The organism is Sodalis praecaptivus (genome assembly GCF_000517425.1).
Lineage (GTDB): Bacteria > Pseudomonadota > Gammaproteobacteria > Enterobacterales > Enterobacteriaceae > Sodalis_A > Sodalis_A praecaptivus.
Window position 1 is genome coordinate 1,505,997 of sequence record NZ_CP006569.1, and the last position, 21,156, is coordinate 1,527,152.

Annotated in this window: 18 protein-coding genes; 16 read left to right on the forward strand and 2 right to left on the reverse strand. The window is 59.3% G+C overall.

The features are described from left to right. Positions 1 to 35: 35 nt before the first annotated feature. Positions 36 to 635 carry a 5'-deoxynucleotidase gene (yfbR, locus tag SANT_RS06735; protein WP_025421532.1) on the reverse strand — a complete coding sequence of 200 codons (600 nt, stop codon included), beginning with the start codon at positions 633 to 635 and terminating at the stop codon, positions 36 to 38. Positions 636 to 673: 38 nt separating this feature from the next. On the opposite strand from yfbR, the gene SANT_RS24790 reads away from it, so the two are divergent. Further along, a complete protein-coding gene (locus SANT_RS24790; RefSeq protein WP_257720078.1) occupies positions 674 to 808 on the forward strand; it encodes a hypothetical protein in 135 nt (44 codons plus the stop codon). A gap of 791 nt (positions 809 to 1,599) precedes the next feature. Here SANT_RS24790 and SANT_RS06740 read toward each other — a convergent pair. Continuing rightward, positions 1,600 to 2,817: a pyridoxal phosphate-dependent aminotransferase gene (locus SANT_RS06740; RefSeq protein ID WP_025421533.1), complete on the reverse strand. Its 1,218-nt coding sequence runs from the start codon at positions 2,815 to 2,817 to the stop codon at positions 1,600 to 1,602. A gap of 995 nt (positions 2,818 to 3,812) precedes the next feature. On the opposite strand from SANT_RS06740, the gene lrhA reads away from it, so the two are divergent. The 15 genes from lrhA to elaB all read left to right on the forward strand — a co-directional run bounded on the left by lrhA (position 3,813) and on the right by elaB (position 20,956). Beyond that, positions 3,813 to 4,757: a transcriptional regulator LrhA gene (lrhA, locus tag SANT_RS06750; protein ID WP_025421535.1), complete on the forward strand. Its 945-nt coding sequence runs from the start codon at positions 3,813 to 3,815 to the stop codon at positions 4,755 to 4,757. Between the two features lie 649 nt (positions 4,758 to 5,406). Further along, the gene (locus SANT_RS06755) at positions 5,407 to 5,844 is read left to right on the forward strand and encodes an NADH-quinone oxidoreductase subunit A (protein ID WP_025421536.1); all 438 of its coding nucleotides are present in this window, start codon (positions 5,407 to 5,409) and stop codon (positions 5,842 to 5,844) included. 15 nt (positions 5,845 to 5,859) lie between these two features. Next, positions 5,860 to 6,534, forward strand: a complete 675-nt coding sequence (locus SANT_RS06760) for a NuoB/complex I 20 kDa subunit family protein (RefSeq protein WP_025421537.1) — start codon at positions 5,860 to 5,862, stop codon at positions 6,532 to 6,534. A gap of 78 nt (positions 6,535 to 6,612) precedes the next feature. After that, entirely contained in the window at positions 6,613 to 8,412 is a 1,800-nt protein-coding gene (nuoC, locus tag SANT_RS06765) for an NADH-quinone oxidoreductase subunit C/D (RefSeq protein ID WP_025421538.1), read from the forward strand. Between the two features lie 2 nt (positions 8,413 to 8,414). After that, complete coding sequence (nuoE, locus tag SANT_RS06770; RefSeq protein WP_025421539.1) at positions 8,415 to 8,948, forward strand: NADH-quinone oxidoreductase subunit NuoE; 534 nt, start codon at positions 8,415 to 8,417, stop codon at positions 8,946 to 8,948. After that, positions 8,945 to 10,294 carry an NADH-quinone oxidoreductase subunit NuoF gene (gene nuoF / locus SANT_RS06775; RefSeq protein ID WP_025421540.1) on the forward strand — a complete coding sequence of 450 codons (1,350 nt, stop codon included), beginning with the start codon at positions 8,945 to 8,947 and terminating at the stop codon, positions 10,292 to 10,294. The genes nuoE and nuoF overlap by 4 nt, the downstream gene beginning before the upstream one ends. Positions 10,295 to 10,400: 106 nt before the next feature. Continuing rightward, the gene (gene nuoG, locus SANT_RS06780) at positions 10,401 to 13,130 is read left to right on the forward strand and encodes an NADH-quinone oxidoreductase subunit NuoG (RefSeq protein ID WP_025421541.1); all 2,730 of its coding nucleotides are present in this window, start codon (positions 10,401 to 10,403) and stop codon (positions 13,128 to 13,130) included. Beyond that, on the forward strand, positions 13,127 to 14,104 hold the full coding sequence (gene nuoH, locus SANT_RS06785; protein ID WP_025245997.1) for an NADH-quinone oxidoreductase subunit NuoH: 978 nt from the start codon (positions 13,127 to 13,129) through the stop codon (positions 14,102 to 14,104). Before nuoG ends, nuoH begins: the two co-directional genes overlap by 4 nt. A gap of 14 nt (positions 14,105 to 14,118) precedes the next feature. Next, on the forward strand, positions 14,119 to 14,661 hold the full coding sequence (gene nuoI / locus SANT_RS06790) for an NADH-quinone oxidoreductase subunit NuoI (RefSeq protein WP_025421542.1): 543 nt from the start codon (positions 14,119 to 14,121) through the stop codon (positions 14,659 to 14,661). 10 nt (positions 14,662 to 14,671) lie between these two features. Then, on the forward strand, positions 14,672 to 15,235 hold the full coding sequence (gene nuoJ / locus SANT_RS06795) for an NADH-quinone oxidoreductase subunit J (RefSeq protein ID WP_025421543.1): 564 nt from the start codon (positions 14,672 to 14,674) through the stop codon (positions 15,233 to 15,235). Then, a complete protein-coding gene (nuoK, locus tag SANT_RS06800; protein WP_025245994.1) occupies positions 15,232 to 15,534 on the forward strand; it encodes an NADH-quinone oxidoreductase subunit NuoK in 303 nt (100 codons plus the stop codon). Before nuoJ ends, nuoK begins: the two co-directional genes overlap by 4 nt. Then, positions 15,531 to 17,375, forward strand: coding sequence for an NADH-quinone oxidoreductase subunit L (nuoL, locus tag SANT_RS06805; RefSeq protein ID WP_025421544.1), 1,845 nt, complete (start codon positions 15,531 to 15,533; stop codon positions 17,373 to 17,375). Before nuoK ends, nuoL begins: the two co-directional genes overlap by 4 nt. Before the next feature lie 102 nt (positions 17,376 to 17,477). Beyond that, positions 17,478 to 19,010, forward strand: coding sequence for an NADH-quinone oxidoreductase subunit M (nuoM, locus tag SANT_RS06810; protein WP_025421545.1), 1,533 nt, complete (start codon positions 17,478 to 17,480; stop codon positions 19,008 to 19,010). Positions 19,011 to 19,016: 6 nt separating this feature from the next. Continuing rightward, a complete protein-coding gene (gene nuoN, locus SANT_RS06815) occupies positions 19,017 to 20,474 on the forward strand; it encodes an NADH-quinone oxidoreductase subunit NuoN (RefSeq protein ID WP_025245991.1) in 1,458 nt (485 codons plus the stop codon). A gap of 161 nt (positions 20,475 to 20,635) precedes the next feature. Continuing rightward, the gene (elaB, locus tag SANT_RS06820; RefSeq protein ID WP_025421546.1) at positions 20,636 to 20,956 is read left to right on the forward strand and encodes a stress response protein ElaB; all 321 of its coding nucleotides are present in this window, start codon (positions 20,636 to 20,638) and stop codon (positions 20,954 to 20,956) included. Positions 20,957 to 21,156: the final 200 nt, after the last annotated feature.

The window sequence follows — 21,156 nt, forward strand, 5'->3', positions numbered from 1 at the left end:
CGCTTCAGGCGAAGGCGCGTTTTAGCAGGGTGACGCTACAGCGGCGAATCCTGGCTAATTTCGTCCAGCGACAGGCTGAAGCTTGGGATAAACACCGCCTGGAAATAGTCCATCGCGGGGCTGCGCCGCTCGTTCAGCGTTTTTTCCAGGCGCGCCATCGCTAGGGTAAATTCGGTATTGCCGGCGGAAATCTCCTCCAGACACTTGAGATAGGCGCACAGCGCATCGGCCTGCTTGACGACGGCTTTCTCCGCCGGCAGGTAGTGTTGCTCGTCGATGAGCAGACGAAAATCCTCGCGCAGGGCTTCCGGGACCATATCTATCAGCTTTTGCTGAGCGATTTTTTCAATGTTTTTGTACTCGTGGGCGATTTGGGCGTTGTAATACTTAATGGGCGTCGGCATATCGCCGGTCAGCACTTCGCTGGCGTCGTGATACATTGCCAGCAGCGCGATACGCTCGGCATTCAGGTCGGCGCCGAACAGGCGATTATTGATGAGCGCCAGAACGTGGGCGACAAACGCCACCTGCAGACTGTGCTCCGAGACATTTTCGGTACGCACATTGCGCATCAGCGGCCAGCGGTTAATCAGTTTTAGGCGTGACAGATGGGCGAAGAAGTGGCTTTGGGTCATATACGTTTCCAGAAAGACGCGACAACGGAAACGCTATTGTGCGCACCCAGCGGCGGATATGCAAATCTCCCGATGCCAATGCCAATGCCGATGCCGATGCCAATGCCAATGCCAATGCCAATGCCAATGCCAATGCCAATGCCAATGCCGATACCAATGCTGATGGCGGGTAATAGGGATGCCAATGCCGATACCAATGCTGATGGCGGGTAATAGGGATGCCGATGCCGATGCTAATGCTAATGCCAATGTCGATATCAATGCCGATGGCGGGTAATAGGGATGCCAATGCAGGGCGGCGCTGCCTGCTCCACGACGCCGGAGACAACATTGGGCATGCAGCATGCCTGGCACCAGCGCGGTCAGGCAAAGCGTATTCGCCGGCGCGCAGCCCTAACGCCCGGCGCAGACCCGCGGCAGCCCTAGGTGTCTTCGCCGCTGCGGCATCGGCAGCACGCAGCCCTAACGCCCGGCGGCGACCCGCAGCAGCCCTAGGTGTCTTCGCCGCTGCGGCGTCGGCAGCACGCAGCCATAACCGCCGGCGCCGACCCGCGGCAGCCCTAGGTGTCTTCGCCGCTGCGGCATCGGCAGCACGCAGCCCTAACGCCCGGCGGCGACCCGCAGCAGCCCTAGGTGTCTTCGCCGCTGCGGCATCGGCAGCACGCAGCCCTAACCCCCGACGCCGACCCGCGGCAGCCCTAGGTGTCTTCGCCGCTGCGGCGTCGGCAGCACGCATCTCTAACGCCCGGCGCCGAGCCGCAGCAGCCCTAAGTGTCTTCGCCGCTGCGGCATCGGCAGCGCGCAGCCCTAACGCCCGGCGCCGACCCGCGGCAGCCCTAGGTGTCTTCGCCGCTGCGGCATCGGCAGCACGCAGCTCTAACGCCCAGCGCCGAGGCGCGGCAGCCCTAGGTATCTCCGCCGCTGCGGTATCACCGGTTGGGCGCTATATCGGCTTGCCGTGGGCTTATTGGTGATAATGCTGCATAAAGCGGCCAAATTTGCCGATGGCGGTTTCCAACTCGTCTACCCGCGGCAATGTGACGATGCGCAAGTGATCCGGCCAGGGCCAGTTAAAAGCGCTACCCTGAACCAGCAGTACTTTTTCCTGTAACAGCAGATCGAGCACCAGCTTTTGATCGTCATGGATATTGAAGCGTTTGGCATCATAGCGCGGGAACATATACAGCGCGCCGCTCGGCTTTACGCAGGAGACGCCGGGGATGTCGTTGATAAGCTCCCAGGCCCGGTTGCGCTGCTCATAGAGCCGCCCGCCGGGTTGAATAAACTCGCTGATGCTCTGATAACCGCCCAGGGCGGTCTGGATCGCATGCTGCATCGGCACATTGGCGCACAGGCGCATCGATGCCAGCATCTCCAGCCCTTCGATATAGCCTTTGGCGTGTTTCTTCGGGCCATTGAGTACCATCCAGCCTTGCCGGAAACCGGCGACGCGGTAGGTCTTCGACAGGCCGTTGAACGTGACGGTCAGGAGATCCGGCGCCAGCGCCGCGATAGAGTGATGTTCCGCGGCGTCGTAGAGAATTTTGTCGTAAATCTCGTCCGAGAAGATAATCAGATTATGCTGTCGGGCGATTTCAACCAGCGACATCAGCATGTCTTTACTGTAAACCGCACCGGTCGGATTATTCGGGTTGATAATTACCAGCCCGCGCGTGCGGGGCGTTATTTTGCGGCGGATATCGTCCAGGTCGGGAAACCAGCCCGCTTCCTCATCGCACAGATAATGCACCGCGTTGCCGCCCGACAGCGCAACCGACGCCGTCCACAGCGGGTAATCCGGCGCCGGGATCAGCATTTCATCGCCGCTGTTGAGCAATGCCTGCATGGATTGCTGAATCAATTCCGAGACGCCGTTGCCGATATAGACATCCTCTACGGTGAGATCCAGCATCTCGCGCGCCTGGTAATGTTGCATAATGGCCTTGCGCGCGGAATACAGCCCCTTGGAGTCGCTATAGCCCTGGGCGGTGGGCAGATTGCGAATCACGTCCACCAGGATCTCGTCCGGCGCTTCAAAACCGAACGGGGCCGGGTTGCCGATATTCAACTTAATGACTTTGTTGCCTTCTTCTTCCAGGCGTTTCGCCTCTTTCAGCACGGGGCCACGAATGTCATAACAAACGTTTTCCAGTTTGCTGGATTTTTCTACGGGTGCGACCACGATATTAACCCTTCTGCCAGATAGCGTATTCCCACCATGGATACGCATGATCTGCTTAATGTACTCTTGTCCCGCGCGCTTTTGAAGGATGAAACCGCGCGGCGCGGGGGATTTGCGCGCCGCCGGCGACGAAAATGTAAGAAGGGGTATCCCTATTTAAAATAACCCTTATAAAATGCGGGATAATAATTCTCCAGAATAATGCAAGCTGCGGCCCGCGCGATGAAATTAAACGCCGGGATCGCTCGTTTTTTATACAATCTTACCCACGAATAGGTTATGGTGTGAAGCAAAAGCCGGGCCTCAGCGGCGATACGCGGCCAGTAAGGGCGAAAAGCCGCGATTGTGCCGTTGCCGATCGGCGGGTGGCGTGAATGCGGTCGCGGTGGTCCGCCTAAGCTATTGGGCAGGCAAATGCCGAAATCGCCGCCTCGTTGAGGAAGCATTTCATTTAGTTCGTCGTCTAGCGCACGAGGCGAAATTTAACTTCTTGACCGTCGCGGGGTTATTTATGGTATACCTTTACAGGCGGCCACATTTAGAAAAGAAGAACACTTTTTTTCGTTTAAACAACAGTTAAGAGAAATTTATGTAAATAAGCGGCGCCGTAAGATAAAAATAACGCTTAATCATTAATATCTAACATTTATTGTCATTGCTGACCCAGCGTTTAATTAATTAAATTAACGTTTGTTGTAAGCCACCAGCTTATTTTGTTTTATACATCAAGGGGAACAAATGTTATCCTTAAGAAAGCAAATGTATTGACCGCATTGGTGCTTAGTTTCAGTTTCGCGGCAGTCTTTTATTTAAGTGGTAGCGTGATTGTTGAAGAATGAACCATCCGGCACAAATAGTGCATATCGTTCGAGGCGCCTGGCCTTACGGACGGCACGATATGCTCATGGCCGGTTTTGACAATACGATGGAGTTACCACCTTTTGCAACGCCAGGACAGTAGTTTGTAATTAGAATTCAAACAGTGAAGACAATATATGACCAATGCAAATCGTCCCGTACTCAATCTTGATCTCGATCTGTTGAGAACGTTTGTTGCCGTCGCCGATCTTAACACCTTCGCTGCGGCAGCGGCCTCAGTTTGCCGCACGCAGTCTGCGGTTAGCCAGCAAATGCAGCGATTGGAACAGCTTGTGGGGAAAGAGCTTTTCGCCCGTCATGGTCGTAATAAGCTTTTAACTGAACATGGAATTCAACTGCTTGGCTATGCCCGCAAGATTTTACTGTACAATGACGAAGCCTGTACCTCCCTTATGTTCAGCAATATCCAGGGTGTGCTGACCATAGGCGCGTCCGATGATACGGCCGACACCATCCTGCCCTACCTGCTTAACCGCGTTACCCGAATTTATCCCAAACTGTCCGTGGATGTCTGCGTGAAGCGCGGTCCGCAAATGGTGGAAATGCTCAACAACGGCGAAGTGGATTTGGCCATCAGCACCCAGAGCGATCGCTACGCCTTCGCCCATCCTGCCGTGACGCTGCGCACCTCGCCCACGCTTTGGTATTGCGCGGCGGATTATCGCTTCACGCCCGGCGAGGTGGTCCCGCTGGTGGTGCTGGACGAGCCTAGCCCGTTTCGCACGCTGGCCGTGGAAAGCCTTGATACGGCGGGAGTGCCGTGGCGTATCGCCTACATCGCCTCGACGCTCGCCGCCGTGCGCGCGGCGGTCAAAGCCGGCATGGGCATCACCCTGCGGCCGGTGGAGATGATGAGCCCCGAGTTACGCGTGCTGGGGGTGAGCGACGGTCTGCCCGAGCTGCCCGCCACGCGCTACGCGCTGTGTAAAAATCCCCACGGTGAAAACGAGTTGGCGTTGGCGATTTTCAATGCCCTGCAGTCGGGCAGCGATACCTATACGCCCAAACCCCCGCCGTCGCTGGAAGGGGAAGGGGAAAGCCCTTCACTGGAAGATGAATGATTGTTACGACTTAAAATAAGCTCCTGATCAGGGAGCTTATTTTTTGCAAATAAGATAATAACCTCTGTTTCCCGCTTTTTAGGCTTTCAACCCGTTAAAACCCGCTCTTTACCTCCCCGGTGCCTCCTGGATATTTCCTCGTGGCTTACGCCCGCGCTCGCTGTCTATTTAACGGGCATATCAATAAATTAGAAACACCATTTCAAATCTAGTCCCTGCAAAAAGGTGGTTATTTGCACAATAAAACCCTAGAAAATCTGTTGAAATGTGTCCTGGATCATAAAAAGGGTTTACCACAAACGTCGATCCATAGGATTTTTTGCGAAAATGGTATAATTGAGCGCAGCTTTTCCTAACAACAGGTCCGCAGGCCGAAATCCCGTTTTACTGACTGACACGATTTAGCTCATTTCTTGCGCATCCTATGTTAAGCGGCTATTGCAGGTGTAAATTAACATGGAGTTCATGATGTCTAAGTTGACAAAAGGTTATAAAAAGGAGTAAAAAACCCCACACAATGGCTGTGTATCTCATTACCACACGGCTTTTACGGTTTCTTACTTCCTTCCCGTAAATCGATGTGATGCGTAAAACTGCCTATGTCTAAGAGCAGCCTGCAAATCGCCACTTTTGATGAGTAGCATAGAGAATGTCGATAACCACTGAAATTACCGCTCATTATTGGGCTTTCGCCGTATTCCTCCTGGGTGCGCTGGGACTGTGCGCCTTTATGCTCACCGGCGGCTTCCTGCTGGGCGGCCGCGCCCGCGCGCGCTCGAAAAACGTGCCGTTTGAATCCGGGATCGATCCGGTGGGCACCGCAAGACTGCGCCTTTCAGCTAAATTTTACCTGGTGGCGATGTTTTTCGTCATTTTCGACGTTGAAGCCCTCTATTTATACGCCTGGGCCACCGCCATCCGCGAAGCGGGCTGGGTAGGCTTCATCGAGGCAACCATTTTCATTCTTATCCTGTTGGCGGGTTTGGTTTACCTGGTGCGCATTGGCGCGCTTGACTGGACGCCGGAACGCTCCCGGCGTTTGCGCCGGGCAGGCCCGATTGGCGAAACCCCCCGTCATCAAGAGTAACAGCGAGGCAGCAAAATGGATTATACCCTCACCCGCGCGGAGCCGGACGGCGACAACGAGCGGTATCCCCTGCAAAAACAGGAAATCGTGGCGGATCCGCTGGAGCAGCATGTCCATCGCAGTGTTTATCTCGGCAAGCTTGAGAGCGCGCTGCACAATGCGGTGAACTGGGGACGCGGCAATTCGCTTTGGCCCTACAACTTCGGCCTCTCCTGCTGCTATGTTGAAATGACCACCTCGTTTACCGCCGTGCACGACGTGGCGCGGTTCGGGTCGGAAGTCATCCGTGCCTCACCGCGCCAGGCGGATTTCATGGTGGTGGCGGGCACGCCTTTCACCAAGATGGCCCCCGTCATCCAGCGGCTGTACGACCAGATGCTGGAGCCGAAATGGGTTATCTCCATGGGGGCCTGCGCCAATTCCGGCGGCATGTACGATATTTATTCCGTGGTGCAGGGGGTCGATAAATTCCTGCCGGTGGACGTCTACATTCCCGGCTGTCCGCCGCGCCCTGAGGCCTACATCCAGGCGCTGCTGCTGCTCAAGGAGTCTATCGGCAAAGAACGCCGTCCGCTCTCCTGGGTCGTGGGCGATCAGGGCGTCTATCGCGCCAATATGGAGTCGGAACGTCAACGTAAGCACGGTGAACGCATCGCGGTCACCCATCTGCGCACGCCCGACGAAATTTAACGCGCGGATACGCATGCCGGCCGCGGCGGATAAGCGCGGCGGCATGCGCCGGCACAGCCAAATGTGGTGAAGATAACTATGACAGAGTTGATGACGCAGAATTCCGCCCTGCCGGCCTGGCAAACCCAGGATCATCTTGATGATCCGGTGATTGGCGAGTTGCGTAACCATTTCGGCCCGGACGCGTTCAGCGTGCAGCCGACCCGCACCGGAATTCCGGTCGTGTGGGTGAAGCGCGAGCAGATCCTCGAGGTGCTGACCTTCTTGAAAAAGCTGCCGAAGCCCTATGTGATGCTCTATGACCTGCACGGGGTGGACGAGCGCCTGCGTACCCACCGCCAGGGCCTGCCGGCGGCGGATTTTACCGTTTTCTACCATCTGATTTCCATCGATCGCAATCGCGATATCATGTTGAAAGTGGCGCTGCTGGAAAAAGATCTGCGCCTGCCCACCTGTACCCGCATCTTCCCCAACGCCAACTGGTATGAGCGCGAAACCTGGGAAATGTTCGGCATGACCTTCGACGGCCACCCGCACCTGACCCGCATCATGATGCCGAAGAGCTGGGAAGGGCATCCGCTGCGCAAAGATTATCCGGCGCGCGCCACGGAATTCGATCCTTTCGTCCTCACCAAGCAAAAAGAAGACTTGGAGATGGAAGGGCTGACCTTCAAGCCGGAAGAGTGGGGCATGAAGCGCGGCACGGAAAACGAGGACTTCATGTTCCTCAACCTGGGGCCGAACCACCCCTCCGCCCACGGCGCCTTCCGCATCATCCTGCAGCTCGACGGTGAAGAGATCGTCGATTGCGTGCCCGATATCGGTTATCACCACCGCGGCGCCGAAAAGATGGGCGAGCGCCAGTCCTGGCATAGCTATATCCCCTATACCGACCGCGTCGAATATCTCGGCGGCTGCGTCAACGAGATGCCTTATGTGCTGGCGGTAGAAAAGCTGGCCGGCATCGTGGTGCCCGATCGCGTCAACGTGATCCGGGTGATGCTGTCGGAGCTGTTCCGCATCAATAGCCACCTGCTGTACATCAGTACCTATATTCAGGACATCGGCGGTATGACGCCGGTGTTCCTGGCGTTTACCGACCGGCAGAAAATTTATGATGTCGTCGAGGCGATTACCGGTTTTCGCATGCATCCCGCCTGGTTCCGCATCGGCGGTGTGGCGCACGATCTGCCGCGCGGCTGGGAAGGGCTGCTGCGGGAATTCCTCGACTGGCTGCCGAAGCGTCTGGACAGCTATGTCAAAGCGGCGCTGCGCAACAGCGTGCTGCGCGCACGCGCCGAGGGCGTGGCCGCCTATGGCGCGAAAGAGGCGCTGGACTGGGGCGTGACCGGCGCGGCGCTGCGCGCCACCGGCATCGATTTCGACGTGCGTAAATGGCGTCCCTATTCCGGTTATGAAAACTTCGACTTCGAGGTGCCGGTAGGCGATGGCGTGAGCGACTGCTACAGCCGCGTGATGCTAAAAGTGGAAGAGATGCGTCAAAGCCTGCGCATCCTTGAGCAGTGCCTGAACAATATGCCGGCGGGGCCGTTTAAGGCCGACCATCCGTTGACCACGCCGCCGCCGAAAGAGCGCACCCTGCAGCATATCGAGACGCTAATCACGCACTTCCTGCAGGTTTCCTGGGGACCGGTGATGCCGGCCAACGAATCATTCCAGATGATCGAGGCCACCAAGGGCATCAACAGCTATTACCTGACCAGCGATGGCAGCACGATGAGTTACCGGACGCGCATCCGCACGCCCAGTTTCCCTCATTTGCAGCAGATCCCCTCGGTTATTCGCGGCAGCCTGGTATCGGATTTGATCGTATATCTGGGCAGTATTGATTTCGTTATGTCAGATGTGGACCGCTAATTATGCAGCAACAGCAAGATACCCCCAAGCATGCGGCGGCGGCGGGGCTGGACGCCGCCACCGAAACGTTCGAGCTGAGTCGCGAGGAGCGCGAAGCCATCGAGCATGAGAAGCACCATTACGAGGATGCGCGCGCCGCCTCGATCGAAGCGCTGAAAATCGTGCAGAAGAACCGCGGTTGGGTGCCGGACGGGGCTATCGCGGCCATCGCCCAGGTGCTGGGCATTCCCGGCAGCGATGTCGAAGGGGTGGCCACGTTCTACAGCCAGATTTTCCGCCAGCCGGTAGGTCGCCACGTTATCCGCTATTGCGACAGCGTGGTCTGCCATATTACCGGTTATCAGGGAATTCAGGCCGCCCTTGAGCAGTCGCTGAATATCAAGCCGGGCCAGACAACGCCCGATGGCCGGTTCACCCTGCTGCCCACCTGCTGTTTGGGCAATTGTGACAAGGGGCCGACCATGATGGTGGATGACGATACCCACGTGCATCTGACGCCGGAAGGCATTGGTCCGCTGCTGGAGCAATATCGATGACCAAAACCATTGTCCGCTTGGCGGAAACGCACCCGCTGACCTGGCGGTTGCGTGATGACCATCAGCCCGTGTGGCTGGATGAATATCAGAGCAAAAACGGCTATGCCGGCGCGCGTAAGGCTTTAAGCGGCATGGCGCAGGACGATATCGTCACGCTGGTGAAAGACGCCGGCCTGAAAGGACGCGGCGGCGCCGGCTTTTCCACCGGCCTGAAGTGGAGCCTGATGCCGAAAGATCCCGCCATGAACATTCGCTATTTGCTGTGCAATGCCGATGAAATGGAGCCGGGGACCTATAAAGACCGTCTGCTGATGGAGCAATTGCCCCATTTGCTGGTGGAGGGGATGCTGATCGCCGCCTTCGCGCTGAAAGCCTATCGCGGCTATATCTTCCTGCGCGGCGAATATATCGAGGCGGCGGCGAACCTGCGCCGCGCGATAGCCGAGGCCACCGAGGCCGGCTGGTTGGGCAAAAATATTCTGGGCAGTGGTTTTGACTTTGAGCTTATCGTCCACACCGGCGCCGGCCGCTACATCTGCGGCGAAGAGACGGCGCTGATTAATTCGCTGGAAGGCCGCCGCGCCAATCCGCGCTCAAAACCACCGTTTCCCGCCAGCGCCGGCGCCTGGGGTAAACCCACCTGCGTCAATAACGTCGAAACCTTGTGCAACGTGCCGGCTATCCTTGAGCATGGCGTGGATTGGTATCAGGGCATCACCGCCGGCAAAAGCAACGACGCCGGCACCAAGCTGATGGGCTTCTCCGGCCGGGTGAAGAACCCCGGCCTCTGGGAGCTGCCGTTCGGTATTACCGCGCGCGAGATCCTCGAGGATTACGCCGGCGGTATGCGCGATGGCTTGACTTTGAAAGCCTGGCAGCCCGGCGGCGCCGGCACCGATTTCCTGACCCAGGATCATCTGGATCTGCCGATGGACTTTGAGAATATCGGCAAAGCGGGCAGCCGGCTCGGTACCGCGCTGGCGATGGCGGTAGACAACGAAATCAACATGGTGTCGTTAACGCGCAATTTGGAAGAGTTTTTTGCCCGGGAATCCTGCGGCTGGTGTACGCCGTGTCGCGACGGCCTGCCGTGGAGCGTCAAACTGCTGCGCGCGCTGGAAAGCGGTCAGGGCCAGCCGGGGGATATTGAGACCCTGGAGCAGCTGTGTCGCTTCCTTGGCCCCGGTAAAACTTTCTGCGCGCATGCGCCGGGGGCGGTGGAGCCGCTGCAAAGCGCGATTAAGTATTTCCGCTCCGAGTTTGAGGCGGGCATCAGCGCCGAGTTACTGGGCAATACCCGCGCCATTGCCGGCGTGCAGCCCAACTTATTAAAAGCGCGCTGGTAATTGTCCATGCGGCACGAGCGGGTCAGGCGGGCGCACGCGCTTTGCACCCTGAACGCATTTTTGATTAACGCCCGTCTTTGGCGGGCCTCACCTGAGCATGCTGACTATGGCTACCATTCATGTAGACGGCAAAGAGTACGAGGTTAACGGGTCTGACAACCTGCTGGAAGCCTGTCTGTCCCTCGGCCTGGATATTCCTTACTTTTGCTGGCATCCGGCGCTCGGCAGCGTCGGCGCTTGCCGCCAGTGCGCGGTCAAGCAATACCAAAACGCCGAGGATACCCGCGGCCGGCTGGTGATGTCCTGTATGACGCCCGCCGCCGACGGGACCTTCATCTCTATCGCCGACGATGAAGCTAAACAGTTCCGTCAAAGCGTGGTGGAGTGGCTGATGACCAACCACCCGCACGATTGCCCGGTGTGCGAAGAGGGCGGCAACTGCCACCTACAGGATATGACGGTCATGACCGGCCAGAATTTCCGCCGCTACCGCTTTACCAAGCGTACCCACCGCAATCAGTATCTCGGGCCGTTTATTTCCCATGAAATGAACCGCTGCATCGCCTGCTACCGCTGCGTCCGCTACTACAAAGATTACGCCGACGGCGGCGATCTCGGGGTGTATGGCGCCCATGATAACGTCTATTTCGGCCGTCCTGAGGATGGGGTGCTGGAGAGCGAGTTTTCCGGCAATTTGGTGGAGATCTGCCCGACCGGCGTGTTCACCGATAAAACCCACTCCGAGCGCTATAACCGTAAATGGGATATGCAATTCGCCCCCAGCGTCTGTCAGCAGTGCAGCATCGGCTGCAACACCAGCCCCGGCGAACGCTATGGCGAACTGCGCCGCATAGAAAACCGCTACAACGGCAGCGTCAACCATTACTTCTTGTGCGACCGCGGCCGCTTCGGCTACGGCTACGTCAACCTGAAAGATCGCCCGCGCCAGCCGCTGCAGCGCCGCGGCGACGATTGGATCGCGCTGAACGCCGATCAGGCGATGCAGGGGGCCGCCGATGCGCTGCGCCATGCGCGCAAAATGATCGGCATCGGCTCACCGCGCGCCAGCGTCGAGAGCAATTTCGCTCTGCGTGAACTGGTGGGCGCCGAGAATTTCTACACCGGGATCGCCGGCGGCGAACAGGACCGGCTGGCGCTGATGCTCAATGTCCTGCGCAACGGCGGTATCCGCACGCCCTCGCTGCGCGAAATGGAAAGTTACGACGCCGTGCTGGTGCTGGGGGAGGATTTGACCCAGACCGGGGCGCGTATTGCGCTGGCGGTGCGTCAGGCCGTGAAGGGCAAGGCGCGCGAAATGGCCGCGGCGCAGAAAGTGGCCGATTGGCAGATAGCCGCCATCATGAACATCGGCCAGCACGCCAAACACCCGCTGTTCGTCACCAACGTTGACCGCACGCGTCTGGATGATATCGCCGCCTGGAGCTACTGCGCACCGGTGGATGATCAGGCGCGGCTGGGTTTCGCCATCGCCCATGCGCTGGACGAGACGGCGCCGGCGGTAACCGGCCTTGATGAGTCGCTCAAGGGTAAGATTGACGTGGTGGTGCAGGCGCTGGCCGGCGCCCGCAAGCCGCTTATCATCTCCGGCAGCAATGCCGGCAGCGAGGCGGTGATCGCCGCCGCCGCTAACGTCGCCCGCGCTCTGAAGGGGCGGGGGAGCGATGTGGGGATTAGCTTTATCGCCGCCGGCGCCAACAGCATGGGGCTGGCGATGATGGGGGGCGGCAGCCTGGACGATGCGCTGGACGCGCTGGAGCAGGGGGCTGCGGATAGCGTGATTGTGCTGGAAAACGACCTTTACCGCCATGCGCCGGCCGCGCGCATCGATGCCGCGCTGGCCAACGTCAATAACCTTATCGTGCTCGACCACCAGCGCACCGCCCTACAGGAGAAGGCCAATCTTATCCTGTCGGCGGCGAGCTTCGCCGAAAGCGACGGCACCCTCATCAACCAGGAGGGCCGCGCGCAGCGCTTCTTCCAGGTCTATGATCCCGCCTACTACGATGATCAGGTCGTCATGCTGGAAAGCTGGCGCTGGCTGCATTCGCTGCACTCCACCTATTTGAACCGCCAGGTGGATTGGACCCAGCTTGACCATATTATCGATGCCGCGGCCGCGGCGCTGCCGCAGCTGGCGGGGATCAAGCACGCCGCGCCGGACGCCGGTTTTCGTATTCACGGCCAGAAACTGGCGCGCGAGCCGCACCGCTACAGCGGACGCACCGCGATGCGCGCCAACATCAATGTGCATGAACCGCGCGTGCCGCAGGACCAGGACACCATGTTCGCCTTCTCCATGGAGGGCAACAATGCGCCCCAGGCGCCGCGCCAGCAGGTGGCGTTCGCTTGGGCGCCGGGCTGGAACTCCCCCCAGGCCTGGAATAAGTTCCAGGATGAGGTAGGCGGCCATTTGCGCCACGGCGACCCCGGGGTGCGGCTTCTGGAAGCGGGTGAGGGCCGGCTGGATTATTTCAGCGCGATTCCACCCGCGTTCGCGCAGCCCGAGGACGGCAGCTGGCGGATCGCGCCCTATTGGCACCTGTTCGGCAGCGAGGAGACCTCGCAGCGCTCTCCGGTCATCCAGGAGCGGATGCCGGCGCCCTATGTGGCGGTGAGCCAGGCGGACGCCGCCCGGCTGGGCGTCAACAGCGGTACGCTGCTCGCCTTCACCTGCGCGGGTCTGGAGCTGCGTCTGCCGGTGCGGTTCAGCGATAGCCTGAGCCCGGGACAGGTGGGGCTGCCGCTGGGTTTGCCGGGCATTCCGCCGATGCTTGCGGGACAGAGCGTTGTTAATTTGCGGGAGGCCGCGCTATGAGTTGGTTGACACCGGAGGTCATCGATATCCTCCTGACGGTGGTGAAGGCGGTGGTTATCCTGCTGGTGGTGGTCACCTGCGGCGCCTATATGAGTTTTGCCGAACGGCGCCTGTTGGGGCTGTTCCAAAACCGCTACGGACCCAACCGCGTAGGCTGGGGCGGATCGCTGCAACTGCTGGCCGACGTGTTGAAGATGATGTTTAAAGAGGACTGGATCCCGCCGTTCGCCGATCGGGGTATTTTCACCCTGGCGCCGGTTATCGCCTTTACCTCATTGCTGATTACCTTTGCCATTGTGCCGGTGAGCCCGACCTGGGTGGTGGCCGATTTCAATATCGGCGTCCTGTTCTTTTTGATGATGGCCGGGCTGGCGGTTTACGCGGTGCTGTTCGCCGGCTGGTCGAGCAACAATAAATACTCCCTGTTGGGCGCCATGCGCGCCTCGGCGCAGACGCTGAGCTATGAAGTGTTCCTCGGTTTATCGTTGATGGGGGTGGTGGCGCAGGCCGGCTCGTTTAATCTTGGCGCGATCGTCGAGTCGCAGGCGCACCTGTGGAACGTGGTGCCGCAATTCTTCGGCTTTGTCACCTTTGCTCTGGCGGGGGTCGCGGTATGTCACCGCCACCCCTTCGATCAGCCGGAAGCCGAGCAGGAGCTGGCCGACGGTTACCATATTGAATACTCGGGGATGAAGTTCGGCCTGTTTTTCGTCGGCGAATACGTCGGCATCGTGACCATTTCGGCGCTGATGGTGACGCTGTTCTTCGGCGGCTGGCAGGGGCCGTGGTTGCCGCCGTTTATCTGGTTTGCCATAAAAACCGCTTTCTTTATGATGATGTTCATCCTGATCCGCGCGGCGCTGCCCCGTCCGCGCTACGACCAGGTGATGGCGCTGGGCTGGAAAATCTGCCTGCCGCTGACGCTGCTCAACCTGTTGGCGACCGCAGCGGTCATCTTGTACAACGCGCATTAAGGGGTGGATGAATCATGACGTTAAAAGAGTTAGCGATTGGCTGCGGGACCACGCTGCGCAGCATCTGGATGATAGGCATGCAGGCGTTCAACAAGCGCGAAACCCGCATGTACCCGGACGTACCGGTCAATCCGCCGCCCCGTTTCCGCGGCCGTATCGTGCTGACGCGCGACCCTGACGGCGATGAGCGCTGCGTAGCCTGTAACCTGTGCGCGGTCGCCTGCCCGGTGGGCTGCATTTCGCTGCAGAAAGCGGAGACCAAAGATGGCCGTTGGTATCCGGAATTCTTTCGCATCAATTTCTCGCGCTGTATTTTCTGCGGCCTGTGCGAAGAGGCGTGTCCTACCACCGCCATCCAGCTCACCCCGGATTTCGAGATGGGCGAGTTCAAGCGCCAGGATCTGGTGTATGAAAAAGAGGATTTGCTGATTTCGGGGCCGGGTAAATATCCCGAATACAACTTCTACCGCATGGCCGGTATGGCGATCGCCGGCAAGGATAAAGGCGAGGCGGAAAACGAAGCCAAACCCATCGACGTAAAAGGCTTGCTGCCCTAAGGAGACTGGCATGGAACTGGCGTTTTATCTTTCCGGCCTGGTGGCGGTGCTGGCGACGTTACGCGTCATCACCCATACCCAACCGGTACATGCGCTGCTGTACCTGATTATTTCGCTACTGGCCATCGCCTGCGTATTCTTTTCGCTGGGGGCCTACTTCGCCGGCGCGTTGGAGATTATCGTTTACGCCGGCGCCATCATGGTGTTGTTCGTGTTCGTGGTGATGATGCTCAACATGAGCGTCGGCCGCGATAAACAAGAACGCGCCTGGTTGCGTCCCCGGGTCTGGATCGGGCCGTCGCTGTTGTCGCTGGTGCTGCTGGCGGTGCTGGTGCGCGCGCTGGCCGGCGCGGGCGATCACGGCATCGCGGGGGATCTTATCGCGGCTAAAACCGTCGGCATCGCGCTGTTCGGTCCTTATGTGTTGGCGGTGGAGCTGGCCTCCATGCTGCTGCTGGCGGGGCTGGTGGTCGCGTTCCATCTGGGCCGCGACGAGCGCGACAGTGTCGATGCGCTTTATAAGGGGCCGAAGATGACCGACGCCATCAAGAGAAGAGGGGAGGAGCAAGCATGATCCCGTTATCACACGGTCTCATCCTGGCCGCTATCTTGTTTGTGCTGGGCCTGACGGGGATGATGATCCGCCGCAATCTGCTGTTTATGCTCTTGGGGCTTGAGATCATGATTAACGCCTCGGCGCTGGCGTTCATTGTGGCCGGCAGCTATTGGGGCCAGGCGGACGGGCAGGTGATGTATATCCTGGCGGTTACCCTGGCCGCCGCCGAGGCCAGTATCGGCCTGGCGTTGCTGCTGCAATTGCACCGTCGCCGCCGGACCCTAGATATCGACACTGTCAGCGAGATGCACGGATGAACCTACTCTATTTAACCCTAGTATTCCCCTTGGCGGGTTTCCTGCTGCTGGCGTTCTCCCGCGGTCGCTGGTCTGAAAACCTGGCGGCGACGGTGGGCGTTGGCAGCGTTGGGCTGTCGGCGTTGACCACCGTTTGGGTGGCGCTGGATTTCTTCGGCGCGCGCGGCGACGGCGCGGCGGTGTTTACCCAAACGCTGTGGCACTGGATGGCGGTGGGCGATTTTCAAATTCCCATCACCCTCAGCCTGGACGGCCTGTCGCTGACGATGCTGTCGGTGGTCACCGGCGTCGGCTTTTTCATTCATCTCTACGCCTCGTGGTACATGCGTGGGGAAGAGGGCTATTCGCGCTTTTTTGCCTATACCAATCTGTTTATCGCCAGCATGCTGGTGCTGGTGCTGGCGGACAACCTGCTGCTGATGTATCTCGGCTGGGAAGGGGTGGGGCTTTGCAGCTACCTGCTGATCGGCTTCTATTACAGCGAGTCGAAAAACGGCGCCGCGGCAATGAAGGCGTTTATCGTCACCCGCGTGGGGGATGTGCTGTTGGCGTTCGCGCTGTTTATCCTTTATGACCAGCTCGGAACGCTGAATTTCCACGATCTGATGGTGCTGGCGCCGCAAAAACTGGCGGAAGGCTCCCCGGCCATCACCTGGGCGACCCTGATGCTGCTGGGCGGCGCGGTGGGGAAATCGGCGCAACTGCCGCTGCAAACCTGGCTGGCGGACGCTATGGCCGGTCCGACGCCGGTGTCGGCGCTGATTCACGCCGCCACCATGGTGACCGCCGGCGTGTATCTTATCGCCCGCACCCACGGCCTGTTCCTGATGGCGCCGGAGGTGTTGCATCTGGTGGGGATCGTCGGCGCGGTGACGCTGGTGCTGGCGGGGTTCGCCGCGCTGGTGCAGACCGATATCAAACGGGTGCTGGCCTATTCCACCATGAGCCAGATAGGCTATATGTTCCTGGCCCTGGGCGTTCAGGCCTGGGACGCGGCCATTTTTCACCTGATGACCCACGCGTTTTTCAAAGCGCTGCTGTTCTTGTCCTCCGGTTCGGTGATCCTCGCCTGCCACCACGAGCAAAACATCTTCAAAATGGGCGGCCTGAGAAAGTCGATTCCGCTGGTGTATATTTGCTTTTTGGTGGGCGGCGCGGCGCTGTCGGCGCTGCCGCTGGTGACCGCCGGCTTCTATTCCAAGGATGAAATCCTCTGGGGAGCGCTGGCCAATGGCCATAGCGTACTGATGCTGGCCGGCCTGATGGGGGCGTTCCTCACCTCGGTGTATACCTTCCGCATGATCTTTATCGTGTTCCACGGCAAGGCGCAAATCCAGGCTCACGCCTGCCGCGGCATCAGCCATCATCTGCCGCTGGTGGTACTGATGGTGTTGTCCACCTTCATCGGTGCCTGGATTACGCCGCCGCTGGCGGGCGTCCTGCCGGCCGGGGAGTTCGGTCATGACGGTAAACTGGCGCTGGAAATCACCTCGGGCGCGGTCGCCATCATCGGTATTGGCCTGGCGGCGGCACTGTGGCTCGGCCAGCGCCGTTGGGTCAACGCCGTGGCCGCCAGCGCGCCGGGACGTTTCTTCTCGGTCTGGTGGTTCCACGCCTGGGGATTCGACTGGCTTTACGACAAGGTCTTCGTCAAACCCTACCTGGCCATCGCACGGCTGCTGGCGCGCGATCCCCTTAACGCGGTGATGAATCTTCCCGCGCTGCTGGCGCGCTGGGCCGGACGCGGCCTGACGGTGAGCGAAAACGGGCAGTTGCGCTGGTATGCGACGTCGTTGGGTTTGGGTGCGGTTGTCGTGGTGGCGCTGTTGGTATTCGTTTAAATACCCCGAGCTTCGTTTCCGGCTTAGGGCGGGGCGGCGGGCAGAATGCCGCTCCGCTGATACGCAAGTTTATTGATTTTACAATTAGGGACGCAAAACGCCATGCTACTACCTTGGCTAATTCTTATCCCCTTTATCGGCGGTCTGCTGTGTTGGCAATGTGAGCGTTTCGGTACCCGGGTACCGCGCTGGATAGCCTTGATTGCCATGGGGCTGACACTGGCGCTTTCATTGCTGTTGTGGCAGCAGGGCGGATACACCCTGGCGATGGCCCAGGGGTTGCCGCAATGGCAGGTGGAGTATCTGCTCCCCTGGATCCCGCGCTTCGGTATTAGCATCCATCTGGCGCTGGACGGCCTGTCGCTGCTGATGGTGGTGCTGACCGGGCTGCTCGGGGTGCTGGCTATCCTCTGCTCCTGGCGGGAAATTCAGCGCTACCAGGGCTTCTTCCACCTTAACTTGCTGTGGATCCTGGGCGGCGTTATCGGCGTGTTCTTGGCCATCGACATGTTTCTCTTCTTTTTCTTCTGGGAAATGATGTTGGTGCCGATGTATTTTCTCATCGCGCTCTGGGGGCATAAAGCCTCCGACGGCAAGACCCGTATTACCGCCGCGACCAAATTCTTTATTTATACCCAGGCAAGCGGCCTGGTGATGCTGGTGGCGATACTCGGCCTGGTGCTGGTGCACTATAACGCCACCGGCGTCTGGACCTTCAATTATGAAGACCTGCTGCGCACGCCGATGTCGGAACGGCTGGAATACCTGCTGATGCTCGGGTTCTTTTTGGCCTTCGCGGTCAAAATGCCGGTGGTGCCGCTGCATGGCTGGCTGCCGGACGCCCACAGTCAGGCGCCCACCGCCGGTTCGGTGGACCTGGCGGGGATATTGCTGAAAACCGCGGCCTACGGGATGCTGCGCTTTAGCCTGCCGCTGTTTCCTCACGCCTCGCACCAGTTCGCCCCCATCGCCATGTGGCTTGGGGTGGTGGGCATCTTTTACGGCGCCTGGATGGCGTTCTCGCAGACCGATATCAAGCGCCTCATCGCCTATACCAGCGTGTCCCACATGGGCTTTGTGTTGATTGCCATCTACAGCGGCAGCCAGCTGGCCTATCAGGGCGCGGTGGTACAGATGATCGCCCACGGTCTGTCGGCCGCCGGCATGTTCATTATATGCGGTCAGCTGTATGAGCGCCTGCACACCCGCGATATGCGGCAAATGGGCGGTCTGTGGGGCCGGCTGAGCTTTATTCCGGCGCTGTCGCTCTTTTTCGCCGTCGCGACCCTTGGCATGCCGGGCACCGGCAACTTTGTTGGCGAGATTACCATTTTGTTCGGCAGTTTCCCGGTGGTACCGGTGATTACGGTGATTTCCACGTTCGGTCTGGTGTTCGCATCGGTCTACTCGCTTATCATGATGCAGCGCGCGTATTACGGCCCGGCTAAATCCACCGAGCCGCTGCCGGGTATGACGCTGCGCGAACGGCTGATCATTTTGCTGCTGGTGGTGCTGCTGGTGCTGCTCGGGTTCTTCCCGCAGCCGATTATGGATACCTCGGCCGCCGCCATGAGCAATATCCAGCACTGGTTCGCCGCCGACGCCGGTTCCACTATTTCAACGACAAGGCCGTAATTCGCCATGACAATAACTCCTCAACAACTGATCGCATTATTACCGCTGTTGATCGTCGGATTGACGGTGGTGGTTGTGATGCTGTGCATTGCGTGGCGACGCAACCACTTTATCAACGCAACGCTGACGGTCATCGGGCTAAACCTGGCGCTGCTGTCGCTGTGGTTCGTGGCGCAGAATGGCCCGATGGACGTGACGCCGCTGATGCGCGTCGACGGTTACTCCATGCTCTACACCGGGCTGGTGCTGATGGCCAGCCTGGCGACCAGCACGCTGGCCTACGCCTGGCTGGCGGGCTATCCGGGCAACCGCGATGAATTTTATCTGCTGGTGCTGATTGCCGCGATGGGCGGGATCCTGCTCGCCTGCGCCAACCATTTGGCGGCGCTGTTCCTCGGTATTGAGCTGATTTCGCTGCCGCTGTTCGGGATGGTGGGTTATGCGTTCCGCCAAAAGCGCTCGCTGGAAGCCAGCATTAAGTACACGCTGCTGTCCGCGGCGGCGTCCTCCTTCTTGCTGTTCGGTATGGCGCTGGTGTATGCCAGCACCGGTCACCTGTCTTTCGCCGGCATTGGCCAAACACTAAACGACGGCATGTTGGCGCAACCGGTGCTGCTGGCGGGTTTGGGCATGATGATCGTCGGCGTCGGCTTCAAACTGTCGCTGGTGCCGTTCCACCTGTGGACGCCAGATGTTTACCAGGGCGCGCCCGCGCCGGTGTCCACCTTCCTGGCGACCGCCAGTAAAATCGCGATTTTCGCGGTGGTGATGCGCCTGTTCCTCTACGCGCCGGTGACCCATAATGAAGTGGTGCGGCTGGTGCTGGCTATCATTGCCTTCGCCTCCATGCTGTTCGGCAACCTGATGGCCCTGAGCCAAAGCAATATCAAGCGGGTGCTGGGCTATTCGTCCATTGCCCATCTGGGTTATTTATTGGTGGGATTGATTGCGGTGCAGGCCCACACGCTGGCGCTGGAAACCGTCGGCGTTTATCTGGCGGGTTATGTGTTCGCAAGCCTGGGGGCGTTCGGCGTCGTCAGCTTGATGTCCAGCCCCTACACCGGCGAGGATGCGGATTCGCTGTATTCCTACCGCGGTCTGTTTTGGCATAAGCCGCTGCTGTCGTCGGTGCTGACGGTGATGATGTTATCGCTGGCGGGCATCCCCATGACGCTCGGCTTTATCGGCAAGTTCTACGTCATCGCGCTCGGGGTGAATAGCCATCTGGGCTGGCTGACCGGCGCGGTGGTAGCCGGTAGCGCCATCGGGCTGTTTTACTACTTGCGTATCATGGTCAGCCTCTACCTGTCGCCGCCGGAAAACCTGCGGCGCGATACTCCTTCCAACTGGGCGCTGACCGCCGGCGGGGTTGTGGTACTGATCTCCTCGCTGCTGGTGCTGCTGCTCGGGCTGTATCCGCAGCCGCTCATCACGCTGGTGCAGTTGGCGCAGCCCATTCTCTAACCTAGCGCCGCGGGGCGTTTCCTCGCGGCCTCCCCCTGCCAAGTGCGACATCAGCGATACGCGCGTTTTTTCGGATTGCTCCGGCGAGAATAGTCCTCCGGCGGGGGCATTTTTTGCCTATAGTTAGTCTGACGCCTTTCATCAGAACACGGAGAATAGTGATGACTACACCTAACGATCCCCTTCAGCCGCACGAAACGCATGTCGACGATGACGTGCAGCTCCTGTCCGAAACGCTGGAAGAGGTGCTGGCTTATTCCGGCGATAAAACCGATCAAAAGTATGTCGAGCTGAAGACCCGCGCGCAGCAGGCCCTGGATGATGTTAAAACGCGGGTGAGCCAGGCGTCCGACACCTACTATCTGAAAGCCCGGCAGGCGGTGAGCGCCGCGGATGACTATGTGCAGGAAAACCCCTGGCATGGCGTTGGCATTGGCGCCTCGGTTGGGCTGGTGGTGGGGCTGCTGTTGGCGCGCCGATAACCGCGGACGGCTTGGCGGCAGCGCTAAGGCACTACGGCCGCGGCGCCGTCGATCCCGCATTTCAGCCTGAATGCGCGCAGCGTCACATGTTCGTGACCTGCGCGTTTTTTTTATGTGCGCCGCACAGGGTTGGTCACACATCGCACTTTGCGTAGTCTCAAGGCGCGCAGCGTCACCTGCCCGTGACCTGCGCGTTTTTT